Origin of the sequence: Azospirillum sp. TSH64 (genome assembly GCF_003116035.1) — a bacterium.
Classification (GTDB): domain Bacteria; phylum Pseudomonadota; class Alphaproteobacteria; order Azospirillales; family Azospirillaceae; genus Azospirillum.
This window is the reverse complement of the sequence record NZ_LGQW01000015.1, coordinates 4,878,222-4,898,245: the sequence shown is the minus strand read 5'-3', so window position 1 is coordinate 4,898,245 and position 20,024 is coordinate 4,878,222. Positions and strand designations below refer to the sequence as shown.

14 protein-coding genes are annotated in these 20,024 nt (G+C 65.7%); 5 read left to right on the top strand and 9 right to left on the bottom strand.

All coding sequences use genetic code 11. From position 1 onward, the window contains the following. The first annotated feature begins 30 nt into the window (after window positions 1-30). On the top strand, window positions 31-1,062 hold the full coding sequence (locus TSH64_RS23500; protein ID WP_247873105.1) for a PAS domain-containing sensor histidine kinase: 1,032 nt from the start codon (window positions 31-33) through the stop codon (window positions 1,060-1,062). A 106-nt stretch (window positions 1,063-1,168) separates the two neighbouring features. Next, complete coding sequence (locus tag TSH64_RS23495; RefSeq protein ID WP_109452964.1) at window positions 1,169-1,912, top strand: TlyA family RNA methyltransferase; 744 nt, start codon at window positions 1,169-1,171, stop codon at window positions 1,910-1,912. Between the two features lie 47 nt (window positions 1,913-1,959). On the opposite strand, the gene TSH64_RS23490 is transcribed toward TSH64_RS23495, so the two are convergent. From TSH64_RS23490 to TSH64_RS23465, 6 genes are all read right to left on the bottom strand, one after another. Beyond that, window positions 1,960-3,201, bottom strand: a complete 1,242-nt coding sequence (locus TSH64_RS23490; protein ID WP_109448691.1) for a PHB depolymerase family esterase — start codon at window positions 3,199-3,201, stop codon at window positions 1,960-1,962. 56 nt (window positions 3,202-3,257) lie between these two features. Further along, window positions 3,258-3,677, bottom strand: coding sequence for a CopG family transcriptional regulator (locus tag TSH64_RS23485; RefSeq protein WP_109448689.1), 420 nt, complete (start codon window positions 3,675-3,677; stop codon window positions 3,258-3,260). Between the two features lie 187 nt (window positions 3,678-3,864). Beyond that, complete coding sequence (locus tag TSH64_RS23480) at window positions 3,865-5,727, bottom strand: right-handed parallel beta-helix repeat-containing protein (protein ID WP_109448686.1); 1,863 nt, start codon at window positions 5,725-5,727, stop codon at window positions 3,865-3,867. 344 nt (window positions 5,728-6,071) lie between these two features. Continuing rightward, the gene (locus tag TSH64_RS23475; RefSeq protein ID WP_109448684.1) at window positions 6,072-6,839 is read right to left on the bottom strand and encodes an amino acid ABC transporter ATP-binding protein; all 768 of its coding nucleotides are present in this window, start codon (window positions 6,837-6,839) and stop codon (window positions 6,072-6,074) included. Next, a complete protein-coding gene (locus TSH64_RS23470) occupies window positions 6,836-7,516 on the bottom strand; it encodes an amino acid ABC transporter permease (RefSeq protein ID WP_109448682.1) in 681 nt (226 codons plus the stop codon). Before TSH64_RS23470 ends, TSH64_RS23475 begins: the two co-directional genes overlap by 4 nt. 107 nt (window positions 7,517-7,623) lie before the next feature. Further along, entirely contained in the window at window positions 7,624-8,397 is a 774-nt protein-coding gene (locus TSH64_RS23465) for an amino acid ABC transporter substrate-binding protein (protein WP_098737982.1), read from the bottom strand. Between the two features lie 398 nt (window positions 8,398-8,795). Here TSH64_RS23465 and TSH64_RS23460 point away from each other — a divergent pair, with 398 nt between their 5' ends. Together TSH64_RS23460 and TSH64_RS23455 are read left to right on the top strand one after the other, a co-directional pair. Then, the gene (locus TSH64_RS23460) at window positions 8,796-10,799 is read left to right on the top strand and encodes a HAMP domain-containing methyl-accepting chemotaxis protein (protein ID WP_247873104.1); all 2,004 of its coding nucleotides are present in this window, start codon (window positions 8,796-8,798) and stop codon (window positions 10,797-10,799) included. A 190-nt stretch (window positions 10,800-10,989) separates the two neighbouring features. Beyond that, window positions 10,990-11,667 carry a dienelactone hydrolase family protein gene (locus tag TSH64_RS23455; RefSeq protein WP_109448678.1) on the top strand — a complete coding sequence of 226 codons (678 nt, stop codon included), beginning with the start codon at window positions 10,990-10,992 and terminating at the stop codon, window positions 11,665-11,667. Here TSH64_RS23455 and TSH64_RS23450 read toward each other — a convergent pair. From TSH64_RS23450 to TSH64_RS23440, 3 genes are all read right to left on the bottom strand, one after another. Beyond that, window positions 11,579-12,337: a protein-methionine-sulfoxide reductase heme-binding subunit MsrQ gene (locus tag TSH64_RS23450; protein WP_109448676.1), complete on the bottom strand. Its 759-nt coding sequence runs from the start codon at window positions 12,335-12,337 to the stop codon at window positions 11,579-11,581. The two genes, TSH64_RS23455 and TSH64_RS23450, sit on opposite strands and share 89 nt — an antisense overlap. 2 nt (window positions 12,338-12,339) lie before the next feature. Further along, a complete protein-coding gene (msrP, locus tag TSH64_RS23445) occupies window positions 12,340-13,287 on the bottom strand; it encodes a protein-methionine-sulfoxide reductase catalytic subunit MsrP (RefSeq protein ID WP_109448674.1) in 948 nt (315 codons plus the stop codon). A gap of 127 nt (window positions 13,288-13,414) precedes the next feature. Beyond that, window positions 13,415-13,828, bottom strand: a complete 414-nt coding sequence (locus TSH64_RS23440) for a hypothetical protein (protein WP_109448672.1) — start codon at window positions 13,826-13,828, stop codon at window positions 13,415-13,417. 238 nt (window positions 13,829-14,066) lie between these two features. Here TSH64_RS23440 and TSH64_RS23435 point away from each other — a divergent pair, with 238 nt between their 5' ends. After that, window positions 14,067-19,994 (top strand): HAMP domain-containing protein, encoded by a 5,928-nt coding sequence (locus TSH64_RS23435; protein ID WP_211099165.1) that lies wholly within the window; start codon window positions 14,067-14,069, stop codon window positions 19,992-19,994. Window positions 19,995-20,024: the final 30 nt, after the last annotated feature.

The window sequence follows — 20,024 nt, the reverse complement described above, 5'->3', positions numbered from 1 at the left end:
GCTACGGGGTCAGGGGCGATGGCGCATATCATGGCGGTCACGGCATTCCGTAACGCGGAGTTCGGCGCCGATCCGGGAGCGGAACGGGTGGTCGGCACCGACGTTGCGGCCGGTGGTGCCGGCATCGACGATCCTGCGATGCTACGCTGTCTGCTGGATCAGACGCCGACGCCCACCGCTTTGGTGGAAGGAGATGGCGATCGCTGCGCCTTTGCCAATGCCGCGTTCCGGGCGCTGGGCGTTGTTGCTGGGACCAGCCTGACCGAGCGCTTCCCGGCCCTGGCCGCCTCCCTGCTCGCCGAGGCGCGGCGGACCGCACAGCCCCAGCGCCACCGCGCCGCCGGCGACCGCTCGACCGAGGGGGAACGCTTCTGGGATGTCCGCGTCACCCCGATGCTGGGCGTCAACGGCGTCGTCCGCGGCCTGATCGTCACAGCGGAGGAAACGCCGGAGTCGGTGGCCGAGCATGACCGACGCCTGCGCGACGTCAGCCACCGCCTGAAGAACACCTTGCAGCTGGTCTCCAGCCTGCTGACCCTTCAGACCTTGTCCAGCAAGGATCCGGAGGTGCGGCGGGCCTTGCAGAGCGCCGGTGGCCGCGTCGGCATCGTCACCCAAGCCCATCAGCGCACCCATGGGTCCCTGCGCGCCGCCACCATCGACATGGCGGCCCATCTGCGCGAGCTGTGCCAGGAGCTTGAGGCGACGCTGCCCGGTACCCACCGCGTTCAGGTCACTGCCGACGCCACCGAAATGCCGGCCGAGGCGGTCATTCCCTTCAGCCTGATCGTCAGCGAGCTTGTCAGCAACGCGGCGCGCCATGCCTTTCCCGCCGGCACGCCCGGAGCCATCGACGTGCGGCTTGGCCGCGGCGACGGGGGCAGCATCCGGCTGGAGGTGGTCGACCGCGGCGCCGGCCTGCCGCCCGGCCTCGACCTGTCCCGTGCGACCACGCTGGGGTTGAAGGTGGTTCGTGCCTTTGTCGGCCAGCTGCGCGGCAAACTGACGGCGGACAGCAGCCCCTACGGCACGCGCGTGGTGGTGGAGTTCCCGCCCGCCTGACCTTCGCCTGATTGGGTGTCCGACGTGCCTTCCGGGAGGCGGGGCTTGCCCTTCCGGCCGTTCCGCGTCAGGAATGCGCCATTGCGGGATTGCGAAGGGCGGCGGCATGGCACGGGTGAGGGTTGATGTGGCGCTGGTGGAGCGCGGGCTGGCGGAAAGCCGTGCCAAGGCGCAGGCGCTGATCCTGGCCGGGCTGGTCTATTCCGATACCAGGCGCATCGACAAGGCTGGCGACCAGATCGCGGCGGAGGCCCCGCTGGCGGTGAAGGGACAGGACCATCCCTGGGTGTCGCGCGGTGGGCTGAAGCTGGTCAAAGGGCTGGATGTCTTCGCCATCGACCCCACCGGCCTGACCGCGGTCGATGTCGGCGCCTCCACCGGCGGCTTCACCGATGTGCTGCTGACCCGCGGAGCCACAAAGGTTTATGCCGTCGATGTCGGCCACGGCCAGTTGGCCTGGAAGCTGCGCACCGACTCGCGCGTGGCGGTTCTGGAAAAGACCAATGCCCGCCACCTGACCGCCGCCGAAATCCCCGACCCCATCGACCTCGTGGTGTGCGACGCCAGCTTCATCGGGCTGGAGATCGTGCTGCCGGCCGCGCTCGATCTGGTGGTGCCGGGCGGGCGGCTGGTTGCCCTGATCAAGCCGCAGTTCGAGGTCGGCAAAGGCCGCGTCGGCAAGGGCGGCGTCGTGCGCGAACCCGAACTGCACCAGGAGGTTTGCGACCGTATCCGTGGCTGGCTGGATGCGCTGCCCGGCTGGCGGGTGCTGGACATCACCGAAAGCCCGATCACCGGGCCGGAAGGAAACAAGGAGTTCCTGATCGGCGCGGTGAAGGACCGGGGCTGACCCCGGTCTCTGCATCGCGTTGGTGGCTGTATCGGTTGCGACGCTGCTCAGCGCGGGGGCGTCTCTAGCCGATGCTCCAGGAAAAAGCGCAGCATTTCCGCCGACGCGTCCGGACCGCTCGGGTCGGTATAGGAGCCGGATGGGCTGCCGCCGGCCCAGGCGTGCCCGGCGCCATGGATCGTCCAGTGCTCGCACTGGGTCCGGCCATCGGGGGCACGGAGGATGTTGCGGCTGTAGGCATGGCCGTCCTGGCTTCGACCCTGCTGCACGTCCGACCGCAGGTCGGAGCCGGCGGTTGCCTGTACGATAACGCCGTCGCCGTTGCTGGGATGAACGACATGGTCGCGGTCGCCGTGAAAGACGATGGTGGGCACCCTGCGGTCGCCCCGCGTCGCTGCCCGCTGGCTTCGGCTGCTGCCCTGGCGCATCGCGGCGAGGGCGGACGGCAGATCCTGCGCGGCACCGGCCGGCAGGCCGGAATGCACGCCGACCGCGGCGTAGAGGTCCGGATAGGCCGCCGCCATGGTCGCTGCCGCTGCACCGCCGGCCGATAGTCCGGCGATGTAGACCCGTTCCGGATCGACCCGATGGTCTCGCATGACCTGTCGCGTGATGCCGGCAAGCAGCGACGGTTCGCCCTGGTCGCGCCGCTGGTCTTCAGGCTTGAACCAGTTCCAGCAGCGCTGTGCGTTGGCCGAAGCCGGCTGCTCGGGATAGGCGACGAGGATGCCATGCCGCTCGGCAAAGGCGTTCATTCGGGTCCCGGCGGCGAAATCTTCGGGCGATTGGGTGCAACCGTGCAGCATCACCACCAGCGGGCGCGGTCCGTCGCCTGCCGCGGCCGGCACATAGAGCTTGTAGGCCCGTGTCCCGGCCGGCCCGCTGTAGGAAAGCGTTGCGAAGGATGCCCCGTCCGGCAGTGGGATGGGTGCCGGACGCGGGGCGCCGCCATGAAGACCGTTCGGGGTGAAGCGGGTGGCGAGGCCGCGCAGGGTCTCGCCCAGTCCGGTGCGCGGCTTGGCTCCGGACCTTTGCCTCGCACTGCCGTTGGCGGGCTTCGGGCCGGCGTCCTTTGCCGATGGCGTCGGGTCGAGCCTTACGAACTCCCCCTCCAGGGTGGCCCCGGCGGCGGTTGTGTCCGGTGCAGGCGCCGGTGCCGTCTCGCCCTTGTATTCCCCCCGCAGCAGGCGCTGGAGGAGGGTCGTCGCCTCGCCGAGCTTGCCGGCCCGGGTCAGGCGGGCGGCTTCGGCCATGCCGGGAAGCATGCCGGATGGATTGGTGTGGCGCATGTCCATACTTTCCTGGTTCGCAGCGGGCACAGGCGGTGGCCCGAGCCGAAAGACTTTCAGCGGATGCGGTCGGCGAGGGCCGCCTTGACCGCGGTGGGCGCATGCAGCGCGCCCAGCACGCTCAGCGAGGCGATGGTGGAGCGGGCCAGTTCGGGGGTCACGTCCTGGGCGATGGTGGCGAGTCCGAGGACACGGATTTCCAGCATCTGTCCCGCCGCCTGAGCCGCTTCGAGATCCGCCCGGGTGAAGTGGCGCAGGCCGAGATCGACGCTTTTGCGTGCCACCGTCTGTCGGATGACATCGGCGTGCCGGTCGACCTGATTGCGGATGGCGGTGCGGATGAAGTCGGTGCGGTTGGAATAAAAGCCTTCTTCGACCAGCAGGTCGATGTGGCCGAGGTCGACATAGCCGAGATTGATCGTGATCTTCTCGCTGTCGCCGGTCCTCGGTTTCACGCTCTGTTCAATTTCGCCCATCGCTACGCCATCCATTCACCATCCGTGTGGATGGTAGATAGATGGAGAGCGCGACGCATTCAAGGGTGTCCCCAATCGATTCGGCGGACTGCTGCCCGGTGTCGGCCACAAAGTCGGCAAGAAAAAAGCGCGGCCCCGAAGGACCGCGCTTGATCGGATCGTTATGCTCGGAAGCGACCGGCTGCGATCAGCCCAGCAGCCCGATGTCGTGGGTCGGGATATGGTCGAAGCCCAGCCCATACACCGCGGAGTCCGATGCCAGGCTGAAATCGTGCGCACCCGGATTGACGAAGCTCGGGTCCAGCTGCACCGAACCGTTGTCGTAGCCGGCGGCCTTCCATTCCGCCAGATCGCCCTTGCCGCCGCCCGACATCACCTGCGGCCAGACGTCGAACATGTCCTTGGAAGCGTCGAGGTTGCTGTAGAAGTTGTTGTGGATGTTGCCGACATCGGCCGGGCCGTAGATGTGGACGGCGGTGCCGTCACGGACATCGACGACGTTGCCGGAGATGTCGTTGCCGCTCATCTGGTGGCCCTGCCAGCCGCTCCAGGCGACCGGCTGCTGAAGGCCGATCTGGGCGCCGCTGTTGTCGGCGATCACATTCTCGGTGACCTTGTTGTCCCAGCCGCCATGCAGGAACACGCCGCCGATGTTGCCGTGGACAATGTTGCCCTTCACCGTGGCGCCGCTGGTCCAGTCGTCGAGATAGATGCCCCAGCTGGCGACGTCGCCATTCGGGTTGGTCGCCGTGGTGCCGGTCACCTCGTTGTTGATGACGGTGTGGTCGGTCAGGTCCTGCTGGCGGTTGATCAGGTAGATGCCGCCGCCGTCGTTGGACTCCAGATTGGCGTCGACCACCTTGTTGTTGGCGATGGTGACCCGGTGGGTGGCATCGCTGCCGTCCGTCTGGACCGAACCGACGGCGATGGCCTTCTCCGGCGAATCCTCGACCAGATTGTGAGTGACCTGCACGTCGGAGCTGCCGTTGATCCAGATGCCGGCGTCGCCGCGGTCGGCGGCATTCGGGTGGGTGATGTGGTTGTCGGAGACGACCGTTGAGTTGGAGCCGGCCTTGACGAAGATGGCTTCCGCACCGGTGCTGTCGAACTGGTTGCCGATGACCTTGCTGTCGGCGCTGTTCTGCACCGTGATGCCGTAGCCGCCGCCCTTGACCGCATTGTTGGCGAAGGTCAGGCCGGACGCATTGTCGGCGAAGACATAGTGGCCGCCCACGACGCCATCGGCGAAGGTCAGGCCTTCGATGGTGACGTTCTTGGCGCCGCCGAGGCCGAAGGACACCGTGGCGTTGGAGCCGCCGTGGATCACCGCCTTCTCGTTGCCGTAGCTGGTGAAGGTCACGCCGGAATCCTGGCCGTCCAGCCACATCCCGTTCTGGTGATAGTCGCCGCCGCGGATATAGGTGGTGTCGATATTGGGGTCGGCGCGCATCGCGGCCTGCGCCTTCTGCAGCGAGGCGAACGGGCCGTCGGTGCCGTCGGCATTCGGAGCGGCCAGCTTGCCCGACCAGCTGTCGTTGCCGTTGGTGGCGACATAGAAGCCCGGATCGGTCGGCTTCGGCACGGTCGGTGCCGGGGTGGATGGCGTCGGGTCGGTCGACGGCGCTTCGCTGACCGGCGGGATGGTCGGGGGCGTCACGCTGGAGGTGGGGAAATAGCTCTTGTCGGCATCGACGACCAGCGTGCCGTTCCACCACATGCCGGCCTGACCGTCGGCGACGTCGCGGCCGTCCAGGGCACCCTTGTCGTAGGTGACATGGTCGTCGGTCGGCAGGACCGACTTGCCGTTGATCGTGATCTCGTTGACGATCAGGTTGCGGTCGGTCCCGTGAAAGATGCCATCATTGTCGTACTGGACCTGCACCTTGTGGCCCTGGCCCTCGACGATGTCCGTCTTGAAGACGAAATCCTTGGCCGTGGCATCCGTGGTGCCCTCACCGATCTTCTTGCCGTCGACCAGCAGGTTGAAATGCGCGTCGAGGGTGCCCTTCGCGCTCACCGTGATGGTCGAGTTCCCGGAGGTCGTGGCCATTGGTCCGTATCCTTAGCGGTTTTGATGCGGCGCCAAGATGGTCAAGACAGCTGGGGCAATAGTGAGGCATTTTCACAGATTCGGCGAATAAGTGGTAAAATCCGTTATAATCCTGCGACCAGAGATAAAGTATCTTTGGTTATAGTACGTATAAGGCCAGACGTTTTCAGTATGGGTCACCACTGTAGACCACCTGATGCTATCACTCTCCTGAGTGGTCATGAACACTCAGCTGCGGATTTGGTCCGAACATCTTCTGAACTGTCATCGTGGAAGGCGGTGTAGGGGCATTCCACTGTCGAATTACGCCTGCACCGCCATCCCGAGATGCCCGAAGGCAAAACTCAAACACCCTCGCCCTGCTGTCCCTGCTGGGTCAGGGTGGCAATGAAGCGCTGGGTGCGTTCGCGGGTCGGATGGGTGAACAGCGTCTGCGACGGTCCGGATTCTACCACCTGCCCGGCGTCGAGGAACACCACCTCGTGTGCGATGCGCGAGGCGAGGCGCAGGTCATGGGTCGCCATCACCATGGTGGTGCCCTCGGCCGCCAAGGTGCCGAGCACCTCCACCACCTCGCCCGACAGCTCGGGGTCGAGGGCCGAGGTCGGCTCGTCGCACAGCAGGACGCGTGGCGACGGGGCAAGGGCGCGGGCGATGGCGACGCGTTGCTGCTGCCCACCCGACAGGGTCGCCGGCCAGGCATCGGCCTTGTGGTCCATGCCGACCTTGCGCAGCAGGGCCATGGCACGGTCGCGCGCCTTCTCCGCCGGCCAGTTCTGCACGGTCACCAGACCTTCCATCACATTCTCGACCGCGGTGCGGTGCGGGAAAAGCTGGAAGTTCTGGAACACCATGCCGGTCTGCCGGCGCAGCCGCTGGATGTCCTTCCATCCAGGCTTGCCGCCGGGCTGGAAGGACAGCTCCTCCTCGCCGATGCGCACGCTGCCGGAGGTCGGGATTTCCAGCAGGTTGATGCAGCGCAAAAGCGTGCTTTTGCCACCGCCGGACGGACCGATCAGGGCGGTGACGCGACCTTCGGCCACGGTGACCGACACGCCCTTCAGCACAGTGAGGTCGCCGAAGCGCTTTTCGATGTTCGACAGCCGGATCACGACTTGGCCTCCAGAAAACCGCCATACTGGTTGAGCCGCTTTTCCAGCCGGACCTGCAACGCCGACAGCACGGAGCTGAGCGCGAGATAGATCAGCGCCGCCTCCACATAGAGGATCAGAGGTTCGTAGCTGGTGGCGACGATGCGCTGGGCGGCCTGGAACAGCTCCGGCACGGTGATGGCAGCGGCGAGCGAGGTGTCCTTCACCAGCGAGATGAAGCTGTTGGACAGCGGCGGCACGGCGACGCGGGCGGCCTGCGGCAGGATGGTACGGCGCATCGCCTGCGACCAGCTCATGCCGATGGAATAGGCGGCCTCCCACTGGCCCTTCGGCACCGATCCGATGACGGCGCGGATGATCTCAGAGGTATAGGCACCGACATTTAGCGTGAAGCCGATCAGCGCCGCCGGAAAAGCGTCCAGCACGATGCCGGCGCTGGGCAGGCCGTAGAAGATCAGGAACAACTGCACCAGCAGCGGCGTGCCTCGGATGATCCAGACATAGAAGCGGACGATGGCGGCCAGCGGAGCCGGCCCGAACAGCCGGACCACCGCCGCCACCAGCCCGACGATCAGGCCGAGCGCGAAGGAGGCCAGCGTCAGCGGAACGGTGAAGACCAGCGCCGCCCACAGCAGCGACGGAAGCGAGTCCGCCATCAGGGTAAGCCAGTGCAGCACGGGGAAGGTGCCTCTCGTGAAGATGGAACGACAATGCCCCCGGCCCGGATGGGGCTGGGGGCATTGTGGCGGGCGTTGACGTGAGACGGGAAACTAGTCTGAAAACGTCACTTGGAAACGTCGGCGCCGAAATACTTCTGCGAAATCGTCCCATAGGTGCCGTCGGCCTTCATGGCGGTCAGCGCCTCGTTGATGGCGGAGACCAGCTTGGCCTCGCCCTTGCGGACGATGATGCCGGACTGGTCGGCATTGTCCTGGGTCGCGGCGATCTTCACGTTGGCGTCGGGCTTGTGCTTCTTGAAATCCAGGAAGGACAGGCTGTCGTTGACCGTCGCATCGGCCCGGCCGTTCAGGACCAGCTGGATCGACTGGTCGAAACCGTCGGTGCCGACCAGCTGCGCACCGGACGCCTCGGCCAGCTTGCCGAAGTTGCTTGTCAGCGACTGGGCCGACTTCTTGCCCTTCAGGTCTGCGAAGCCTTTGATCGCGCTGTTGTCGCCCTTCACGATCAGCACGGCGCGGCTGGTGATGTAGGGGTCGGAGAAATCGTACTTGGCCTTGCGCGCCTCGGTGATGCCGACCTGATTGATGACGGCGTCGTAGCGGCGGGCGTCCAGGCCGGCGATCAGCCCATCCCACTTGCCTTCCAGGAACTCGGCCTTCACGCCGATGCGCTTGGCGATCTCGCGCCCGATCTCCACATCGAAGCCGACGAGTGCGCCTGAGGCGTCATGGTAGGTGAAGGGGGCATAGGTCCCCTCCGTGCCGATCTTCAGCACGCCGTCGGCCTTGATGCGGTCAAGGTCGGCCTGAGCGTGGGCGGCGGAGACGGCGGCGACCTGCATAAGGCCGGCGACGAGAAGCGATTTCAGCCATTTCATCGGTTGATGCCCGGTGTTTCTTGAATGGGTTGGGTTGGTTCGCCGCCTTCGGCACGTTGCGGCCGACGCTTGTTCCGGCGTTGGACGGCTCGGGTCACGCTACATGAATGAATATTCCCTAACAAGGGAATATCATATATATTTAGCACACAACAACTGTACATACTGCGTACCGCATTCGGGTCCCGGCGGGAAATAGGCGCCGAGCGGTGCAGGCCCGGAACCGGTCACGCCGGTGTACGGATGTCCCCTAAGTGACCGGGCGACGAAACATATTTAGACTCCCGATGGCTACCGGACACAGCAGAATCCGGAGTGAGCCTCCTTGGGGGATACGCATGAATATTCGTACGAAAATTCTGTGCGCGAATATCCTGATTGCCGCCTTCCCGATCTGCATGGCTGTCGTCCTCGCATGGGACGCGGTCGGGGCCTTGCAGCAGCGCCACCGGACCGAACGCTCGCTCTATGCCTTCGAAGCGACTTTGCAGATCGGCCCTTTGCTGGCGAGCGAGCGTGGGCGCTGGGCGGTGGCGTTCGACAGCGAGAAGCCGCTGGAGGCCGCCACCGCCAAGCCGCTGGACGATGCCGTCGCGGTCTCCGACGCCGCCATTGAGAAGGCCCGGGTGCGGATCGAGGCCGCCGGTCTGTCCGCCGGCCCGATCCTGAACGCTGCGAGCCAGATGAAAGCCGCCCGGATGGCAGCCCGGCAGGCGGCGGAGCAGGCCAAAACCGCCCGCCCGGCGACCATCGCGGCAACCACCGTGGACGCCATCACGGCAGCCAACCAGAGCGTCGGCAAGGCGATCGACGACACTTACCGATCCACCATCGTCAGCAGTTCCGACCTGTTCGGGCATGTCAATCTGGCGCGTCTGGCGCAGGACATGCGCGACATCGGCGGCACCCGCTCCGCGTCGGTCGGGCTGTTCGTCGCCGGCATGGCGTTCGGGCCGGACCGCTTGCAGGCCGCCACGGAGATGACGGGCAAGGTTGCCGTCCTGTGGCAGATGATGCAGCAGGCGGTGCTGAATCTTGGCAATCCGCCGGAACTGACCAAGGCGCTGGACCATGTGCGCTCCACCATGATGACGGAGGGCGAGCAGCGCTTCCAAAGCGTGATCGACGCGGCGCGGAAGGGCGCGCCGCCGCCGGTCGCGCTGGCTGACTGGCGTCCCTGGGTGACGCCGATGCTGAACAACGTCCTGGTGATGCGCGATGGGGCGCTTGCCGTGGCCCATCAGTTGAACGAGGAAAGCATCACCGAAGCCTGGACACAGTTAATCCTGGCCGGCCTGGTTCTGGCCGCGGTGTGCATCACCTTCGGCATCGTGCTGATAATGCTGTCGGTGCAGGTGACACGGCGGCTGGGATCGCTGACCTCCACCGTGGTTCGGTTGGCCGATGGTGACCTAGGCGTCGACATTGCCTATTCCAAGCAGCCGGACGAGATCGGCGCCATGGCGCGGGCCATCCAGGTGCTGAAGGAAAGTGCCATGGAGCGCGTGCGGCTGGAAGCCGATCAGGAAGCCCAGCGCGCGGCCCGTGAGAAGCGCACCGCCGTGGTCGAACGGATGGTGCAGGGCTTCGACCGCACCGTGTCGGCCATCCTCAGCAGCGTCTCCGGCGCCTCCGCCCAGTTGAGCGACACCGCCGGGTCGATGGCGGCGCTGGCGGAGGAGACCAGCCGGCAGGCCTCAGCCTCCACCGCGGCGGCGGAGCAGACCTCGGTGAACGTGCAGACGGTTGCCTCCGCGACCGAGGAGATGACGGCGTCGATCCGCGAGATCGGCGAGCAGGTCTCCCGCTCCAACAGCGTTGCCGCCCGTGCGGTGCGGGAGGCGCAGGACACCACCGAATCCGTCCGCAATCTGGCCGGAGAGGTTGCGCGCATCGGCGAGGTGGTGAAGCTGATCCAGTCCATCGCCAGCCAGACCAACCTGCTGGCGCTGAACGCCACCATCGAGGCGGCCCGCGCCGGAGAGGCCGGCAAGGGCTTCGCCGTCGTCGCCAGCGAAGTGAAGCAATTGGCCAACCAGACAGCCAAGGCGACGGAGGATATCTCCGCCCAGATCGACAGCGTCCAGAACGCCACCCGGGGGACGGTCAGCGCCATCGAGGAGATTGGCGGAACCATCGGCACAATGAACGAGATCGCTGCGACCATCGCCGCCGCCATCGAAGAGCAGAGCGCCACCACGGCGGAGATTTCCCGCAACGTCCAACAGGCGGCCCAGGGCACCGGCGAGGTCAGCGGCAACATCGCCCAGGTGCATGAGGCCGCCGCACAGACCGGGCAGGCGGCATCGCAGGTGCTCGACGCCTCCACCGGCCTGACCCGCCAGGCGGCGGATCTGCGGCGGGAGATCGAGACCTTCCTGGCCGGCATCCGCGCGGCCTGAGGTCCGTTTCGGCGGACGCGCTCCATAGGGTGACGAAGCGATTCCCCGCCGCGAAGGGAAGGGGGATATGTCGAAGGAAGCCTTGCGCTGCCCTGTCGCCAGTTGCCCCAAAGTCTCAGCCCCCTATGATCATCCGCAATGACCGCCCGGACGATCCGGGAGCGGTCCCGCAAGGAAGAGGGTTCAGGACATGAGTGACGCAACGACTGCCGGCTGGATCGAACTGACGGCGGCGGACGGCCACCGGATGCGCGCCTATCGCGCGCCGGCCAAGGGCGAGGAGATCGGGCGCCTGATCGTGGCTCCGGAAATCTTCGGCATCAACCATCACATCCGCAGCGTCTGCGACGGCTTCGCCCAGCAGGGCTTCACCACGGTGGCGCCCGACCTGTTCGACCGGGCCGAGCGCGGAGTCGAACTGCCTTATGACGATGCAGGCATTCAGCGGGGCATCGCGCTGAAGGGGGCGGTGGCAACCGCAGACGCCTTGCAGGACGTCGCTGCGGCGCTGGCCCATCTCGGCGGTGACGGGTCTGCGGCCATCGTCGGCTATTGCTGGGGCGGCAGCATCGCCTGGGCTTCCGCAGCGGCGCTGCCGGTGCGCGCCGCCATCGGCTATTACGGCGGCGAGATCGGCAAGTCGCTGGACAGTGCGCCGCGTGTGCCGACCCTGCTGCATTTCGGCGAGCAGGACCACGCCATCCCGCTGTCGGTCGCCGAGGGGGTGAAGGCCCGCTATCCGTGGGTGCCGGTGCATGTCTATCCGGCCGGCCACGGATTCAACTGCGACGAACGGGGGAGCTTCCATCCGGAAAGTGCGGTGCTGGCGCTTCGCCGGACCGTGGGGCTGCTGCGGGCCGTGTTCTGACCGGGGCCTCCTTCCGCCGCCCGTCCTTCCGCTGCCCGAGCCGGATCGGCCAGCGGCGGAAGGCGAGCAGCCCGATACAGATCAGCGCATAGACGAGCGGCGCCGTCTGCCATCCCTTCACCAGCATGATGAAGTGCAGGCAGCCGGCCAGCCCGGCGACGAAGACGGCCTTGTGCAGGGCACGCCAGCGCTTGCCGCCCAGCCGCTTCACCATGCCGTCGGTGGAGGTGGCGGCCAGCGCCGTCAGGATCAGGAAGGCCCCCATGCCGACCGTGATATAGGGCCGCTTGACGATCTCCTTCCAGATCGCCGGCCAATCGAAGAACTGGTCCAACCCGACGTAGGTGGACAAATGGACCAGCGCATAGAAGAAGGCGAACAGTCCCAGCATCCGCCGGAAACGTGCCAGCCCGGCCACCCCCGTCAGCATGCGCAGCGGTGTCAGCGCCAGCGCGATCAGCAGGAAACGCAAGGCCCAGAGCCCGCTGGCCTTGACGCTTTCCAGCACCGGCTCCGCCCCCAGCTCGCCGCTGTAGGCGAGCCAGACGGTCCAGACCAGTGGAACCAGGGCGAGGGTGAAGACGACGGGCTTGGCCCAGCGCGAGGTGAGGGCGGCGTTCGCGGCGGCGCGCACATCGACGCCGCCGGCGGAGGCGAGGGGAGCGGCCATGGTCAGTAATTCGCCTTCAGGTCCATGCCGGCATAGAGCGACGCGACCTCTTCGCCATAGCCGTTGAAGGGCAGGGTCTTGCGGCGCGAGAATTCGCCGACACGCCGCTCGGTCGCTTGGCTCCAGCGCGGATGGTCGACGTCCGGATTGACGTTGGAATAGAAGCCGTACTCACGCGGCTGCGACTTGTTCCAGGCGGTGGCCGGCTGGTCCTTCACCAGCGAGATCTTGACGATCGATTTGATCGACTTGAAGCCGTATTTCCACGGCACCACCAGCCGGATCGGGGCGCCGTTCTGGTTGGGCAGCACCTCGCCATACATGCCGACGGCCAGCATGGTCAGGGGGTTCATCGCCTCATCCAGCCGCAGCCCTTCGGTATAGGGCCAGTCCAACACCCAGGAGCGCAGGCCCGGCATCTGCTTCGGGTCGTTCAGGGTCTGGAAGGCGACGTATTTTGCGTTGCCGGTCGGTTCCACCCGCTTCAGCAATTCCGCCAGCGAAAAGCCGACCCAGGGGATCACCATTGACCAGCCCTCGACGCAGCGCAGGCGATAGACGCGCTCCTCCATCGGAAACTTCAGCAAATCCTCGATGCCGATGGTCATCGGCTTGGCCACTTCGCCGCCGATGGCGATTTCCCACGGGCGGGTCTTCAGCGTGCCGGCATTCTCGGCCGGATCGCTCTTGCCGGTGCCGAATTCGTAGAAGTTGTTGTAGGTGGTGGCCGACTTCATCGGCGTCGTCGGATCGAACTTCGGATCGGCCGGCTTGATCGTGGTTGCCGCCTGGAAGGGGCCTGCCAGCGCGCTGCGGCTCCACCCGGGCAGGCTGCCCAGCGCCATGGCGGCGGCGCCACCGGCGATCAGGCTGCGGCGCGACAGGAACAACTCCCGCGGCGTCACCTCATCTTCGCGTGCCTGCGACGCGGTGGGAAACTTGAACAGCATCGACCCTCTCCCGAACGGACCATTCCTGCCACTAACCATAGGTCGGCGGCCGGCTGTCGGCAAATCACAGGGTCTACACAATTGCGTGAACAGAGCTGCTGCGTGAACGGATCTGCGCGTTGCGCGATCAGCGGCGGCCGAGCGGGATCACCACGGCCGGACCACCGAAACCACCACCACGCGCCATGCGCCGTGTGGGAAAGGGCAGCACGTCGGCCGGCGGGCGCGGCGGAGGCAGGCGCGGCATTCCGGCAAAGGAATGGGCAAGGGCAGCGCCCTGCTGACAGGCGCGCATCCAAGAGAGCATGCAGCACATCGAAGCCTGCATGGAAAACGTCCAAAGAGTCATCGCCAAGCCCCAGGCTGTGATGTGTTGGGTCGTCTTGCCCTGCGGAAGGCGGCCGGCGCCGAAATGTCCCGCCATGGCTGGATCCATAACGATGTCCGTCATCGAATCGTTCCGAAGCCTGAGCTTCTGATAATGGACGGTCAGCTGAGTTAAGGCGGTGACAAGGCCGGCCAAGCTCAAGAAAATGCTCACCTCATCCTAAGTTATAGGCATAGTCCTTATGCCGGAAGGCGGAGTGCCTACGAAAGTCCAAGTTGACCCGAATAGCCTTTACTTCATCGTGCGGGGCTGTAGGACTGCGCAGTCACGCTCCGGATGAGGATGGAGTGCGCACACTGTCGGTGCGGACGTTCGGAATCCCGGTTGTGTTGGCCTATGTTTTCTTCGACCGCGCAGTGGAGCGGTTCTGGGGATGGGCAGAGCGCGGTCCATGGTGGGCACAGCGCGCGGATTGGGGAACGGCATGACGGCGATGGTCGAGACGGCGGACGCGTTGGATCCGAAGGTTCTGCTGATGGCCTTGCGGCAATTGCGCAAGGGTGAATTCTCAGTGCGGCTGCCGCTGGACCTCACCGGAATCGATGGCGAAATCGCCGCCGCCTTCAATGACGTTGTCGAACTGAACCAGAACCTGACCACCGAGGTCAGCCGACTCAGCGTCGCCATCGGCAAGGAAGGCCGCATCAGCCAGCGCGCCAAGCTGAACAATGCGTCCGGCGGGTGGGAAACCTGCGTCGACAGCATCAACACGCTGGTCGGCGACATGATCCAGCCGACGACGGAAATCGCCCGTGTCATCGGCGCGGTTGCCAAGGGCGACCTGTCCAAGACCATGGCGCTGGAGATCGAGGGCCGGCCGCTGCAGGGTGAGTTCCTGCGCACCGCCCGTAACGTCAACACCATGGTGGACCAGCTGGTCACCGTCACCACCGAACTGACGCGCGTTGCGCGCGAAGTGGGGATCGAAGGCAAGCTTGGCGGCCAGGCCCAGGTCAAGGGCGTTGCCGGCAGCTGGAAGGACCTGACCGAGAACGTCAACGTGATGGCGGCGAACCTGACCGGTCAGGTCCGCAACATCGCCGAAGTGACGACGGCGGTCGCCAAGGGCGACCTGTCGAAGAAGATCACCGTCGACGTGAAGGGCGAGATCCTCGAGCTGAAATCGACCATCAACACGATGGTGGACCAGCTGAACAGCTTCGCCTCGGAAGTGACGCGCGTTGCGCGCGAGGTGGGCTCAGAGGGCAAGCTGGGCGGTCAGGCGAAGGTCGAAGGTGTCGGCGGCACCTGGAAGGATCTGACCGACAATGTGAACATGATGGCGGAAAACCTGACCGGCCAGGTCCGCAACATCGCTGAAGTCACCACCGCGGTCGCGAAGGGCGATCTGTCGAAGAAGATCACCGTCGATGTGAAGGGCGAGATCCTCGAGCTGAAATCCACCATCAACACGATGGTGGACCAGCTGAACAGCTTCGCTTCGGAAGTGACGCGCGTTGCGCGCGAGGTGGGTTCCGAAGGCAAGCTGGGCGGTCAGGCGAAGGTGGAAGGCGTCGGCGGTACGTGGAAAGACCTGACCGACAGCGTGAACATGATGGCGGCCAACCTGACCGGTCAGGTCCGCAACATCGCCGACGTGACCACCGCGGTCGCGACGGGCGACCTGTCGAAGAAGATCACCGTCGATGTTAAGGGCGAGATCCTCGAACTGAAATCGACCATCAACACGATGGTGGACCAGCTGAACAGCTTCGCTTCGGAAGTGACCCGCGTTGCGCGCGAGGTGGGCTCGGAGGGCAAGCTGGGTGGTCAGGCACGGGTGGAAGGTGTCGGCGGTACGTGGAAAGACCTGACCGACAGCGTGAATCTGATGGCGGCGAACCTGACCGGTCAGGTCCGTAACATCGCCGATGTGACGACGGCGGTCGCCAACGGCGATTTGTCGAAAAAGATCACCGTGCCGGTGAAGGGCGAGATTCTGGAGCTGAAGAACACCATCAACACGATGGTGGACCAGCTGAACAGCTTCGCCTCGGAGGTAACGCGCGTTGCGCGCGAGGTGGGCTCTGAAGGCAAGCTGGGCGGTCAGGCGCAGGTGAAGGGTGTCGGCGGCACTTGGAAAGACCTGACCGACAGCGTGAACGCGATGGCGACCAACCTGACGGGGCAGGTGCGCAACATCGCCGAGGTGACGACGGCGGTCGCAAACGGCGACCTGTCGAAGAAGATCACCGTCGACGTGAAGGGCGAGATTCTGGAACTGAAATCGACCATCAACACGATGGTGGACCAGTTGAACAGCTTCGCCTCGGAAGTGACCCGCGTTGCGCGCGAGGTGGGTTCGGAAGGCAAGCTGGGCGGTCAGGCGCAGGTGAAGGGTGTCGGCGGGACGTGGAAGGATTTGACCGACAACGTCAACGCGATGGCGACCAACCTGACCGGTCAGGTCCGCAACATCGCCGAGGTGACGACGGCGGTCGCGAACGGCGATTTGTCGAAGAAGATCACCGTGGACGTGAAGGGTGAGATCCTTGAGCTGAAATCGACCATCAACACGATGGTGGACCAGCTGAACAGCTTCGCCTCTGAAGTCGCTCGCGTTGCGCGCGAGGTCGGCATCGAGGGCAAGCTGGGCGGTCAGGCCCAGGTGAAGGGCGTTGCCGGCACCTGGAAGGATTTGACCGACAATGTGAACATGATGGCGGCGAACCTGACCGGTCAGGTCCGCAACATCGCCGAGGTGACGACGGCGGTCGCCAAGGGCGATTTGTCGAAGAAGATCACCGTCGACGTGAAGGGCGAAATCTTTGAGTTGAAGTCGACCATCAACACGATGGTGGACCAGCTGAACAGCTTCGCCTCCGAGGTGACGCGCGTTGCGCGCGAGGTGGGCTCCGAAGGCAAGCTGGGCGGTCAGGCGAAGGTGGAGGGCGTCGGCGGCACCTGGAAGGATCTGACCGACAATGTGAACATGATGGCGGCGAACCTGACCGGACAGGTGCGCGGCATCGCCAGCGTCGTCACCGCGGTCGCCGACGGCGACCTGAAGCGCAAGCTGGCGGTGGACGCCAAGGGCGAGATCGCGGCGCTGGCCAACACCATCAACGGGATGATCGACACGCTGGCGACCTTCGCCGATCAGGTCACCAATGTGGCGCGCGAGGTGGGCATCGAAGGCAAGCTGGGCGGTCAGGCCCGCGTGCCGGGTGCTGCCGGCCTGTGGAAGGACCTGACCGAGAACGTGAACCAGCTGGCCGCGAACCTGACCACCCAGGTCCGCGCCATCGCCGAGGTCGCCACCGCGGTGACCAAGGGCGACCTGACCCGCTCCATCACCGTGGAGGCGATGGGCGAGGTCGCGGCGCTGAAGGACAACATCAACGAGATGATCCGCAATCTTCGCGACACGACGCTGAAGAATGCGGAGCAGGATTGGCTCAAGACCAACCTCGCCAAGTTTACCCGTATGCTGCAGGGCGAACGCGATCTGGTCACCGTCTCCAACATGATCCTGTCGGAGATCGCGCCGCTGGTGAACGCCCAGCACGGCGTCTTCTATGTCGCCACCCGCGACCGCGACGAGCCGCTGCTGGAACTGGTCGCCAGCTACGCGTTGAAGGAGCGTAAGAACCTGTCCAACCGCTTCCACCTGAAGGAAGGCCTGGTCGGGCAGTGCGCCTACGAGAAGAAGCGCATCCTGCTGACCAACGTGCCGCGCGACTATGTCGCCATCAGTTCCGGCCTGGGCGAGGCGCCGCCCTTGAACATCATCGTCCTGCCGGTGCTGTTCGAGGATGACGTGAAGGCGGTGATCGAGCTGGCGAGCTTCGGCCGCTTCAGCGAGACGCACCAGAGCTTCCTGGAGCAGCTGACCGAGAGCATCGGCATCGTGCTGAACACGATCGCCGCCAACATGCGCACCGAAGGCCTGCTGAAGCAGTCGCAGCGCCTGACCACCGAGCTGCAAAGCCAGCAGGAGGAGTTGAAGACCACCAACGAGCGGCTGGAACAGCAGGCCGCCTCGCTGCGCAAGTCGGAAGAGCTGCTCAAGGCCCAGCAGGAAAAGCTGACCACCACCAACGAGGCGCTGGAGGAGAAGGCCGAGCAGCTGGAGAAGCAGAACATCGAGGTGGAGCGCAAGAACCGCGAGGTCGTGTTCGCCAAGGCGGCGCTGGAGGAGAAGGCCGAACAGCTTGCCCTGACCTCCAAATACAAGTCGCAGTTCCTGGCGAACATGAGCCACGAGCTGCGCACGCCGTTGAACAGCCTGCTGATCCTGTCGAAACTGCTGGCCGACAACCCTGACACCAACCTGTCCGACCGTCAGGTGGAGTTCGCCCGCACCATCCACTCCGCCGGCTCCGACCTGCTCGGCCTGATCAACGACATCCTCGATCTGTCGAAGATCGAATCCGGCACGGTGACGCTGGAGATCGGCGAGGTCGTGCTGGGCGACCTGCGCAACCATGTGGAGCGCACCTTCTCGCAGCTGGCGCAGGAGAAGAAGCTGGACTTCGCCATCGAGATGGACGAGGCGCTGCCCGCCAGCATCCAGACCGACGAGAAGCGGCTGGCCCAGGTGCTGAACAACCTGCTGTCCAATGCCTTCAAGTTCACCGAAAGCGGCGGTATCACCTTCCGGGTCGCCCAGGCGACTGAAGGTTGGAGTGCCGCCCATCCGACGCTCGACGCCGCATCCTCGGTGCTGGCCTTTACCGTGATCGACACCGGCATCGGCATCCCCGAAGACAAGCAGCGCATCATCTTCGAGGCGTTCCAGCAGGCCGACGGCACCACCAGCCGCAAATATGGCGGCACCGGCCTCGGCCTGTCGATCAGCCGCGAGATCGCCCGTCTGCTGGGCGGCGAGATCCGCGTCGCCAGCACGCCGGGCCGGGGCAGCGCCTTCACGCTGTTCGTCCCGCGCAGCTACGACATCGTTGCCGAACCGGTCACGCAGCTCGGCACGCCCGTCATCGCCGCGGCCAGTGCCGCCATGCCGCCGACCGCACTGCTGCCCAAGCGGACCGAGACGGCGACCCGCCCGGTGGTGGCCTCCGGCCCGCAGGAGGGGCTGGCGCTCCTGGACATGCAGCAGCCGTCCGGCGACGACCGCGAACGCCTGCGCCCCGGTGAGCCGGTGGTGCTGATCGTGGAGGACGACAACACCTTCGCCTCCATCCTGATCGATCTGGCGCGGGAGAAGGGCTTCCGCACCATCCTGTCCAGCGGCGGGTCTGCGGCGCTGCCGCTGGCGCGCAAATACCGGCCGGATGCCGTCCTGCTCGACATCGGGCTGCCGGACATGGATGGCTGGGCGCTGCTCGATCTGCTGAAGCGGGACCCGCAGACCCGGCACATCCCGGTCCACGTCATCTCCGCCAAGGACGAGCGGCGGCGCGGCCTGGCGATGGGCGCCTTCGACTATTCGGAAAAGCCGGTGGAGCGCGAGGCGATCTTTGACGCCCTGAACCGGGTCAAGAGCTTCCGCGAGCGCGACCACCGAAGGCTTCTGGTGGTGGAGAAGGACAGCCCGCAGCCGGGCGGCGTCGCCGCCCTGATCGGCAACGGCGATGTGGAGACGCACACCGTCACCTCGATCGAGGCCGCGATGGCGGCGCTGAGCGCCGACCACTTCGACTGCATGGTTCTGGATCTGTCGAGCCCGACCCTGCCCGGTCCGGTGACGGTGGATTTCGAGCTGATCGAATGGCTGCGCACCCGCGACACGCTCGCCTGGATGCCGGTGGTGATCTATGTCGCCGCCGACATCGCGGCGGAGGACGAGGCGCGGCTGCGGCGGCTGGCCGAGACCGTGGTTCTGAAGAGCGCCCGCTCGCCGGCCGGGCTGCTGGATGAAACCGCGCTGTTCCTGCACCGCGCCGTCGACCGGCTGCCCGACGAGAAGCGGCGCAGCATCCTGGATCTGCGCCAGCACGACCCGTCGCTGGCCGGCAAGCGGGTGCTGGTGATCGACGACGACATCCGCAACATTTTCTCGCTGGCCAGCGTGATGGAGGCCCACAAGATCGAGGTCCTGCATGCCGAGAGCGGGCGCGAAGGCATCGAGCGGCTGCGCGCCGACCCCGGCGTGGATGTGGTTCTGGTCGACATCATGATGCCGGAGATGGACGGCTATGAGACCATGCGCACGATCCGCAGCATCGACGAGTTCCGGGCGCTGCCGATGATCGCCGTCACCGCCAAGGCGATGAAGGGCGACCGCGACAAGTGCATCGAAGCCGGCGCGACCGACTACATCGCCAAGCCGGTGGACATTGACCATCTGCTGTCGCTGCTGCGGATCTGGACCGCCAAGAACAACCGGCAGCAACCGCGCGGCGGGGTGCAGGCATGACCCGGCGCAAGCTGCAGCCCGTTCGCGCGG

Coding starts and splice junctions, on each gene's coding strand:
- TSH64_RS23495 (WP_109452964.1), top strand. CDS start 1,169: ATGGCACGGGTGAGGGTTGATGTGGCGCTGGTGGAGCGCGGGCTGGCG.
- TSH64_RS23455 (WP_109448678.1), top strand. CDS start 10,990: ATGAGTGACGCAACGACTGCCGGCTGGATCGAACTGACGGCGGCGGAC.
- TSH64_RS23460 (WP_247873104.1), top strand. CDS start 8,796: ATGGCTGTCGTCCTCGCATGGGACGCGGTCGGGGCCTTGCAGCAGCGC.
- msrP (WP_109448674.1), bottom strand. CDS start 13,287: ATGCTGTTCAAGTTTCCCACCGCGTCGCAGGCACGCGAAGATGAGGTG.
- TSH64_RS23435 (WP_211099165.1), top strand. CDS start 14,067: ATGGTGGGCACAGCGCGCGGATTGGGGAACGGCATGACGGCGATGGTC.
- TSH64_RS23480 (WP_109448686.1), bottom strand. CDS start 5,727: ATGGCCACGACCTCCGGGAACTCGACCATCACGGTGAGCGCGAAGGGC.
- TSH64_RS23490 (WP_109448691.1), bottom strand. CDS start 3,201: ATGCGCCACACCAATCCATCCGGCATGCTTCCCGGCATGGCCGAAGCC.
- TSH64_RS23500 (WP_247873105.1), top strand. CDS start 31: ATGGCGGTCACGGCATTCCGTAACGCGGAGTTCGGCGCCGATCCGGGA.
- TSH64_RS23485 (WP_109448689.1), bottom strand. CDS start 3,677: ATGGGCGAAATTGAACAGAGCGTGAAACCGAGGACCGGCGACAGCGAG.
- TSH64_RS23450 (WP_109448676.1), bottom strand. CDS start 12,337: ATGGCCGCTCCCCTCGCCTCCGCCGGCGGCGTCGATGTGCGCGCCGCC.
- TSH64_RS23465 (WP_098737982.1), bottom strand. CDS start 8,397: ATGAAATGGCTGAAATCGCTTCTCGTCGCCGGCCTTATGCAGGTCGCC.